The 9258-nt window shown below is 42.3% G+C and carries 7 protein-coding genes; 5 read left to right on the plus strand and 2 right to left on the minus strand.

All coding sequences use genetic code 11. The annotated features are described in order from the left end of the window. Both FWE23_10645 and FWE23_10650 read left to right on the plus strand, forming a co-directional pair. The coding region (locus tag FWE23_10645; GenBank protein MCL2845883.1) for a PDDEXK nuclease domain-containing protein at positions 1–794 on the plus strand (794 nt) is incomplete at its 5' end. Beyond that, positions 791–1969 (plus strand): NAD(P)/FAD-dependent oxidoreductase, encoded by a 1179-nt coding sequence (locus tag FWE23_10650; protein ID MCL2845884.1) that lies wholly within the window; start codon positions 791–793, stop codon positions 1967–1969. The genes FWE23_10645 and FWE23_10650, both read left to right, overlap by 4 nt. Positions 1970–1974: 5 nt before the next feature. Here the strand turns inward: FWE23_10650 and FWE23_10655 are convergent, their stop codons facing one another. After that, positions 1975–5001 carry a response regulator gene (locus FWE23_10655; protein ID MCL2845885.1) on the minus strand — a complete coding sequence of 1009 codons (3027 nt, stop codon included), beginning with the start codon at positions 4999–5001 and terminating at the stop codon, positions 1975–1977. Between the two features lie 187 nt (positions 5002–5188). Between FWE23_10655 and FWE23_10660 the strand changes: the two genes are divergently transcribed. The 3 genes from FWE23_10660 (at position 5189) to FWE23_10670 (ending at position 8787) form a co-directional block, all read left to right on the plus strand. Beyond that, positions 5189–6376: a cofactor-independent phosphoglycerate mutase gene (locus tag FWE23_10660; protein MCL2845886.1), complete on the plus strand. Its 1188-nt coding sequence runs from the start codon at positions 5189–5191 to the stop codon at positions 6374–6376. Continuing rightward, a complete protein-coding gene (locus tag FWE23_10665; GenBank protein MCL2845887.1) occupies positions 6369–7808 on the plus strand; it encodes a sugar transferase in 1440 nt (479 codons plus the stop codon). Before FWE23_10660 ends, FWE23_10665 begins: the two co-directional genes overlap by 8 nt. A gap of 121 nt (positions 7809–7929) precedes the next feature. After that, entirely contained in the window at positions 7930–8787 is an 858-nt protein-coding gene (locus tag FWE23_10670) for an Rpn family recombination-promoting nuclease/putative transposase (GenBank protein MCL2845888.1), read from the plus strand. Positions 8788–8985: 198 nt separating this feature from the next. On the opposite strand, the gene FWE23_10675 is transcribed toward FWE23_10670, so the two are convergent. After that, positions 8986–9258 (minus strand): hypothetical protein (locus FWE23_10675; protein MCL2845889.1); only part of this gene is annotated, 273 nt, incomplete at its 5' end.

Here is a 9258-nt window from a genome sequence, read left to right on the forward strand (position 1 = left end):
AATTTGCTGAAATCGTAAACGACGAGCAAAAAGTGCAGACAGTGTCTGCACTTTTGAGTTGGTCGCACAATGTATTATTGCTTGATAAAGCAAAAACACAAGAAGAAAACTTGTGGTACGCGAAACAAACAATAGAGAATGATTGGTCTTTATCCGCTCTTGAACACCACGTAGAAACAAAGACATATCACCGCCAAGCAATCGCCGAAAAAACTACTAATTATGACAGATTGTTGCCGTCGCCATTTAGCGAATTAGCGCAAGAAACGCTTAAAAGTCCTTATATCTTTGACTTTGTCGAAAAGCGTAAAGGAATAATTGAACGCGAAATAGAAAACGAATTGGTCGCAAATGTTGCTAAAACTATTATGGAACTCGGCACGGGGTTTGCCTTTGTCGGCAATCAATATCATATTGAAGTCGGCAATAAGGATTATTATATTGACCTTTTATTCTACAATACTAAACTTCGATGTTTCGTGGTAATTGAATTAAAAAATACGGAATTTATGCCCGAATATGCAGGAAAACTTAATTTTTATCTGTCGGCTGTTGACGATATTTTGAAACACGAAACAGATAATCCGTCCATCGGCATTATGCTCTGTAAAACGAAAGACAAATTGACTGCGGAATACGCGCTGAAAGACATAAACAAGCCTATTGGCGTAAGCGAATATAAATTGTCGGACTTTGTTCCTGCCGAACTTGCAAATACACTGCCAAGCGCGGAAGATATAGAAAAGCGCGTGAAGATGAAATTTGACATTGATGAAGAAGAGGACAAAAAATGAACAAAACCAATAAAAACTTCGACATCATAGTCGTCGGCGGGGGGCTTGCCGGCTCGCAGACAGCGCAAGTTTGCGCTGAAGCGGGGCTTAAAGTTGCGCTTATTGAACGCAAGGAGTTTCCGTCGATGCCTGTTCGTTGCGGGGAGGGGGTGGGGTTTAAGGGAATGAGAGCTTCTATTGGAATTAAACGGGAATGGGTTTTGTCGAGAATTGATAAGGTTAGGTTTATTTCTCCCGATGAAACGGCTGTCGAGCTTAAAAATATCGGTGAAAGTTATTGCATAGACCGCACGATAATGGACAAAGAACTTACCGAAAACGCGCAAAAAAGCGGGGCGCAATATTTTAATAATTGCTATATTAACGATGTCGAAATTGAAGAGAACGGGAAGCTGTTTTCGTATAAATGCGTTGCCGAAAACGGCGATGTTTTTGTCGCTCCTGTTTTGGTTGCCGCCGACGGAGTGGAAAGTTTAATCCGACGAAAAACTTGGTGGAAAGAACCGTTTGCGCCCGAAGATATGGAAAGTTGCGTGTTTGCCAAGATTGAGCATAGTTCGATTGAGGGCGACATAATAGAATTTTACACGGGCGAAAAAATTGCAACGGGCGGCTATTTGTGGGTGTTTGGGCGCGGAAAAAACACGGCGAATGTCGGGCTGGGCGTTTTGGGGGAATATTCAAAACCCGCTTTGGCGAAAGAACTGTTTTACGAATTTGTCAATAAAAAATATCCTAACGCGAAAATTACCGATTTGCATTGCGGAGGCGTTCCCGTGGGAAAATATTTGTCGCCGCTGTCCAAAAACGGGGTTGTTTTGGTGGGCGATACGGCTGGGCAGGTGAACGCGCTTAACGGCGGCGGAATTGCATACGCGCTTTTTGCGGGGAAAATTGCAGGCGAGGCGATTGTAAAGGCGCATAAAAACGGCGTTTTTGATTATAAAAAACTTAAAGTTTACGAAAAAAATTGGCACAAATATTGCGGGAAAAATCAAATTCGCTCTTACGCGCTCAAGACCGCTCTTTTGGGAAGGCGCGATAAATTTTACAACGATGTAGCGGCGGCGCTTAAAGGCGAAAACCCCGATAAATTAAGTTATCTGCGGGTGTTTATGAAAGTTTTCGCCAAAAATCCGAGGTTGTTGTGGAAAGTGTTTTTCTTGTTTAGGTAGCGCACTCACGATTTTCGGTATTTACGTATCATTTTCATTACTTTGACAACGTCTATCGGTTTGCCGATGTGGTCGTCCATTCCGGCTTCCGCGCACTTTTCTATGTCTTCTTTGAAGACGTTTGCCGTCATTGCGATAATCGGGATTTTGTTGCCTGTTTCGCGTATGTTGCGGGTCGCTTCCAAGCCGTCCATAAGAGGCATTTGCATATCCATAAGTATTAATTCGTACTTTTCTGGATTGGCGGCGACCATTTCTACTGCTTCCGCGCCGTTTTCCGCACAGTCGATTTCTACGCCGGTGTCTTCCATTATCGCCAGCAAAACTTCTCTGTTGATTGCCATATCTTCCGCGAGAAGTATGCGACAACCCTTTAGTTCGCCGCTTTTTACAGCCGCTTTGTGTTCTTTTGCATTATTGGCGGTTGCGCTTCCCAAGCAGGTGTTCATACAATCCATAATATCCGAGGCAAACAGGGGTTTCATAAGGAATTTATCTACGCCCGCGCCTTTTGCGTCTTCGTGAATAAGCGCCCATTCGGTGGACGAAATCATTATTATAACGTTTTTGCGGTGCTCGCGGCGTTTTTTGATTTCTTTTGTCAATTCGATACCGTTCATTATAGGCATATTCCAGTCCACAAAATAAATGTCGTAGCCGTCGTTTTGTTCGATTAAAGCCAAGGCTTCGTTGCCGTTTGCCGCAATGTCGCAGGATACGCCGTAGCGGTTGAAAATTTCCGAGAAATATTTAAGAATTTCCGCCGCGTCATCGACTGCGAGAACTTTCATATTGCTCCAATTTACCGATGTATCGAGTTTGGTTTCGAGCGAGTTGTTTCCGCGTGTTGCCTTAAAGGAAAATGTGAATTTTGAGCCCTTTCCGAGTTCCGAAGAAACGTTGATTTCGCCGCCCATCATCTCCACAATTCGCTTTGAAATTACAAGACCGAGCCCCGTGCCGCCGAATTGACGGGAAGTTTTGCTGTCCGCCTGCTCAAACGTGCGGAATATTCGCTCTTGCTGCTCTTTGGTAATGCCGATACCCGTGTCGATAACCTCTATGGCAATTGTGCATTCGTTGCCTTTTTCCTGCAAAAGAGACGCGTTCAGGCGGATTATTCCCTCTTCGTCGGTGAATTTTACGGCGTTGCTCAAAAGATTTATTATAACTTGAGTCAAACGCTGGTCGTCGCCTGCCAAAATGTGCGGAATTTTTCCGTCTATATTCACCAAAAAGGTCTGCTGTTTTTCTTCCATACGGACGTTAACCGCATTTACGGCTTTTTTCAGCATATTCTCGAACGAAAAATCGCCGATTACAAGCTCAAGTTTGTTCGCTTCAATTTTGGACATATCCAAGACGTCGTTTATTACGCCCAAAAGATGCGACGAAGCCTCGGCGATTTTAGTGAGCGCGTAATCTTTGCGTTCGCTGTCGAGCGATTTTTTGCCGATTGTCGCCATTCCCATAATGGTATTTAGCGGCGTGCGCATTTCGTGCGACATATTCGACAAGAAAAATCCTTTTGCAACAGAGGCGGCTTCTGCGTCCGTGCGCAGTTTTTTCATATTCAGCAATGTGTTTTTTGTTTCGGTTATATCCATAATTGCGCCTGCAACGCGAATGGGATTGCCGTCTTTGTCGCGCGTGGTTTCGCCTGTCGCGCGGATATACGCGAGTTCGCCGTTTTTCTTTGTCATTCTGAATTCTCTGTCATAAGGCGTTTTGCCTGTAGTGTCGAGTATGTGTTTTGCAAAAGCGTTAACTGTTATTTCCTTGTCTTCGGGATGCAAAATGTTGCTCCAACTGCTGATTTTGTTAGGAAAATCTTCTTCGTTTGAATATCCGAGCATTTGCCTGAATTCGTCTGAGTAAATAACGGTGTTTGTAAGGGCGACGGGATTTTTGACGTCGTCAACTTCCATATCCCACAGGGCAATATGCGTGGATTTAACGACCAGATTTAATTTTGCCAATTGCTGTTCAATCTTTTCTTGGGCGAGTATAAGTTCATTTTCCCGTTTTTTAATTTCGCGCAGGTCGTATAAAAAACCAAGTCCGATAAAATCGTCTTTGTCTTTAACGCGAATAAGCGTGAGTTCGCTGGGAATCGGTTCGCCGTTCGCTGTTTGGTGCATCCATTCGGTTTTAACGACCTTGCCGGACATTACGCGTTGCATAATTTCGGCGGTAGCCTCTAATGAAGAACGTCCGTCAGGTAAAAACTTTGGAGAGAAATCTTCCCAGTAGCGGTCTATAACTTGCCGTTTTTTGGCATTGAACATATTTGCGAGTTCGTCGTTGCAATCAAGAACTTGCGGCGGATTACCCTTAAAAATCGCCATACCTATCGGCATCGCTTCGAGTATGGTCTTGTTGAGGCGGTTCATCCTGTCGATTTCTTTTTCCATTCCGCTTCGGTCTTTCATAATGCTTTTAAATATAAACAAAGTCAAAAATAAGCTCGCCAATATAATGACGGCAAACATCATAACGGCAATTATATCTGAAATTCTGCTTATATTTGCGTGCATTCCGAGCTCGTATTCGGAATATTTTTTCATAATACCCGTCAACTCTTCTATCATTTCGTGAAACACGGGAATGACGCTTTCTCTGAAAAGTCTTACAGCCTCGTCGTTTTCGCCCGCTTCAAGTAAATTAAGGACAATTCGCGCTTCCGTGTGTACAAGGTCGTGCAAAGGTTTAAGCCGCGCTATTCTGTCCTGAATTTTTTCGTCTCTGATATATTTTGCGTCGTAGTCTATCCATAATCCGAGGCGGCAGGCGGCAGGGTCAAGTTCTCCTGTAAATTCCGTGCCTCCCGTTATGGTTTCAAACATTTTGTATCTCCAATTGTAGTGAGCGTTCAAAATATCCGTGAAATCCGATATGCCTCTTTGAAGCGTGTATAATTCCTGCGCCTCGTTTTTGAAGCGACCGGTTATAACAACAGCGGTAATACCGAATGCCAAACCTATAGATATTGCTATTAAAAAACTGATTATGACTCTTGTCTGAATTTTCATAGTATTCCTTTAATTTAGACTTTTAACGTCAGAAAATAGTTTTTGGCTTTAGCAATAATTAGAAAATCCTTTATTTTTTGAAAAAAGTCTGAAAAGAAAATACAGTCATTTTAAACTTTATACTCTATGTCGCATTGAAAAAATAATATTTTAGTATCGGAATTAAATTGCAAATAAGGAGAAATATATGAAATACGTGATAGCAGTCGGCGACGGAATGGCGGACGAACTCATTGACGCTCTTGGAAACAAGTCGCCCTTAGAGTATGCTCAAACCCCCAATTTAGACTTTGTGGCGCAAAAAGGAATTTGCGGAATGGTTGATTTAATTCCCGAAGGTTTCCCGCCCGGAAGCGACATCGGAAATATGTCTCTTATGGGATACGACCCGCAAAAATACCACACAGGGCGCGCGCCGATAGAGGCGGCAAGCATCGGAATAAAGCTCGCCGCAAACGAAACCGCGTTCCGTTGTAATCTTATTACAATAAAAGACGGCGTTATGGACGATTATTCGGCAGGGCATATCCAGACCGACAGCGCAAAAGAAATTATCGCCGCGCTCAAAACCTTGGACTGCGACAAATACACTTTCCATTTGGGCGTTCAATACAGACACATTTTGGTGATAAAGGACGTCGAAATCAAAGGCGAAAAACTAACGCCGCCGCACGATATAAGCGGACAAAATATAGACAAATATGTCCCGAAAAACATAATTCTTAACGAAATTTCCAAAAAAGCGCGCGAAGTCCTCAAAAATTGCGCCGAAAACAAAAAACGTATCGAAGCAGGGCAAAAACCTGTTAGCGACATTTGGCTCTGGGGCGAAGGAAAAGCAACGAAATTTCCATCCCTTAAAGAAAAATACGGCATAAGCGGCGGAGTTGCTTCCGCGGTGGATTTGGTAAAAGGAATAGGCGTTTTGGCAGGCTTACAAGCGCCTGAAATCGTGGGTGCAACGGGGTATTTGGGAACAAATTACGCAGGAAAAATCGCCGCCGTCCGCGAATTCCTCAAAAAAGGCGATTTCGCGCTGATACACATCGAAGCCCCCGACGAAACCTCGCACGAAGGCGACTTAAAGAAAAAAATTCAGGCGATTGAGGAATACGACCAAAACGTAGTAGGCGAATTGATAAAAATGCAACAAGAATATCCCGATTTAAACCTTATGATTTTGCCCGACCACCCGACTTACGTGCGCACAAAAACACACGCGCTCGACAAAGTACCGTTTGCGGTTTTCGGTCCGAAAGTGCCTATCGGAAATTCGAGCGCCTACAATGAAAGAAGCGCGCACGCTTCGGGAATTGTAATAAAAAGCGGCGAAGAATTGTTCGACAAATTCATAAAAGGCGGCTTTGTTGGGTAATCGGTTTATTGAGAAATTATTCGTTCTTCTGTTTGACGTTGCAGCGATAAACGGGGCGTTTTGGCTCGTGTTTTGGCTACGCTACAAAAGCGAATATTTCCCTGTTTTTTTTGACCCTTACCTCGACTTTATCGCCTACATAATTCCGTCTTTAATGCTTACGGGCGCGTGGATTGTGTTTTATTTTTTCAACGGACTTTACCGCGACTGGTTTTCGGAATCGCGCCTCGACGAAATTTTCATTGTCGCGCGGACGATAATCATCGGAATAGCCATAATGTTTTGTATGGTTTCGAGCGAGCAGATTATCGATTTTATAAAAACAGGAAGATTTGAAGGCATTTTTACGGAAACACGCGTTTCTCTGCTCCTGTCTTATATGGCGGCGCTCCTTTTAACAGCAAGTTTGGCGCGGCTCATAATGCACTCTTTTTATCAGCTTTTATACAAAAACGGCATTGCCAATCAGAACATTGCGATAATCGGCGCAAACGAATCGGGTTTAAATACCATTAAAGAAATGAACAAATTTCCGCATTTGGGCTACAAAATAGTTGGCTTTATAGACCAAAACTGCGAACAAAAAGAGTTCGGCGGCATTCCTGTTTTGGGCAAAATCGAGGATATTTCAAACATCGTAAAAGAGAAAAAACTAACGGGAATAATTGTTTCGCACCTAACGGATTCCGCAAAAGAAATCACTGAAATTCTAAACCACTGTTCGGGCGAAAACCTTACCGTTTATATGATACCCTCGCTTATGGATGTAATAACGGGGCAACTAAAAACCCAGCAACTCTGCGGCGCGCCGTTGGTAGTTTTGCTCGGCGACAACCTACCCCAATGGCAAGCGCAAATCAAACGCCTTTTCGATATTTTCATAGCGATTTTCGTCCTTGTGCCCTTTATGCCGTTTTGGATATTGGTAGCAATTGTCGTAAGATTAAGCGACAAAGGTCCCGCAATTTATTCGCAAGAACGCATCGGAAAAAACGGCAAGCCTTTCATTATATATAAATTTCGCTCGATGTATATGGACGCCGAAAAGCGAAGCGGTCCCCAATGGGCAACCGAAAACGACCCCAGAATAACGCCGATAGGAAGAATTCTGCGAAAATCCAGAATTGACGAAATCCCGCAACTTTGGAACGTTCTCAAAGGCGAAATGAGCGTAGTGGGACCTCGTCCCGAACGTCAATATTTTATAGATATGCTGTCAAAAGAAATCCCGTGGTACGTAAAACGCCTGAAAATGAAACCCGGGATTACCGGCTGGGCGCAAGTAAAACACAAATACGACGAAACCATAGAAGACGTAAAAATCAAAGTAATGTACGACCTTTATTATTTTGAAAACATGTCGATACTTTTGGACTTAAAGATAATTTTTCAGACGATTTTGGTGGTGTTTACCGGCAAGGGAGCGAAGTGAAGATCGCCCAAAACAAGAAAATCACCGAAATTTCTCAAAATTTCAAGATTTTCCCCGTAGATTGTTGTGGAGATAATGTATTTTATTTTATATAATGACAGCATAATTTCAAGGAGAAAAAATGAGTGCAAAAGCAAATAGGGAATATAAAGACAGTGTTTTTACGAGTTTATTCGGTGAAAAAGACAAACTTTTAGAATTATATAACGCGATACAAAACACAAACTACGGAGAAGAGACAGATATACAAATAACAACGTTGGAAAACGTGCTGTATATGGAGCAGATGAACGATATTTCGTTTGTAATTGACAACAAATTCGTTGTTTTAATAGAGCACCAATCGACAATAAACCCGAATATGCCGCTTAGAATGTTGCTTTACATGGGACGGGTTTATGAGAAGATAATAGAAGCGGAAACGTTATATAAACAAAACAGAATTACTATTCCGCGCCCCGAATTTATTGTTTTATACAACGGAAAAACAGATTATCCTGACGAAGAAACGCTTAAATTGTCGGATATGTTTGAGCAAAAAGAAGGAGCGTTGCCGGAACTTGAACTAATTGTCAAAGTTTACAATATAAACGAAGGCAAAAACCCTCAGTTTGCAGAAAGAAGCGAAACATTGAAAGGATACGAAATGTTCATAGCAATGGCTCGCAACTATGAAAAAAATATGAGTAGAGACGAGGCAATAAAAAAGGCGATATTGGACTGCTTGGAGAAAAACGTATTAAGCACTTATTTCAACGATAAAGGATCGGAGGTTATAAATATGTTGTTAACAGAATGGAAAACAGAAGATGCTTTGAGAGTGCGCGGCGATGAAGAAAGAGCGCGCGGAATGCAACTTGGAATAACTCAAGGAATGCGACAAGTTGCCGTAAATATGCTAAACGACGGCGTGGATGCCAACACTGTAGCGCGATATACAGGTCTCTTCATCGACGATGTTCTGCGCTTGCAATACTGATTTTCCCCACAAAACCAACCATCGGCGCAAAGATAATCATTGCGCCTTTTTTCACACATTTCCGAATTTTCACAAAAAACAAAATAATCTCGTAAACCACCACAAATAAAAAGTATTTTCCCGATGCAGAAAACTATGGAATGTCGGAATAATTCCCGACTTTTCATTGGTGCTCTTTGACCTTTTGTTTTATTAAAATCAATAGTTTGAACTCCCTTCACCGGTTGTTCTGCCTATCAACACTATTGGGTTTAATAAATTAGCACAGGTGAAATTCATAGTTTTCTGCAAAAAACGAGAATTATCGGCAGAACAGCCATTCCGCTGTTTCTTGCTTGAGTATTTAATTTTGCCGTGAAAAAGCGGCGGAAAGGTTGGTTTTATGGCTAAAAATGAATTGGAACAAATTACAACTGAATTGAAAATTTGTTCGAATTGTGATTTGCACAAAAACAGAAAAAATGTTGTTGT

It is taken from the genome of Chitinivibrionia bacterium (assembly GCA_009779925.1).
Classification (GTDB): domain Bacteria; phylum Fibrobacterota; class Chitinivibrionia; order Chitinivibrionales; family Chitinivibrionaceae; genus WRFX01.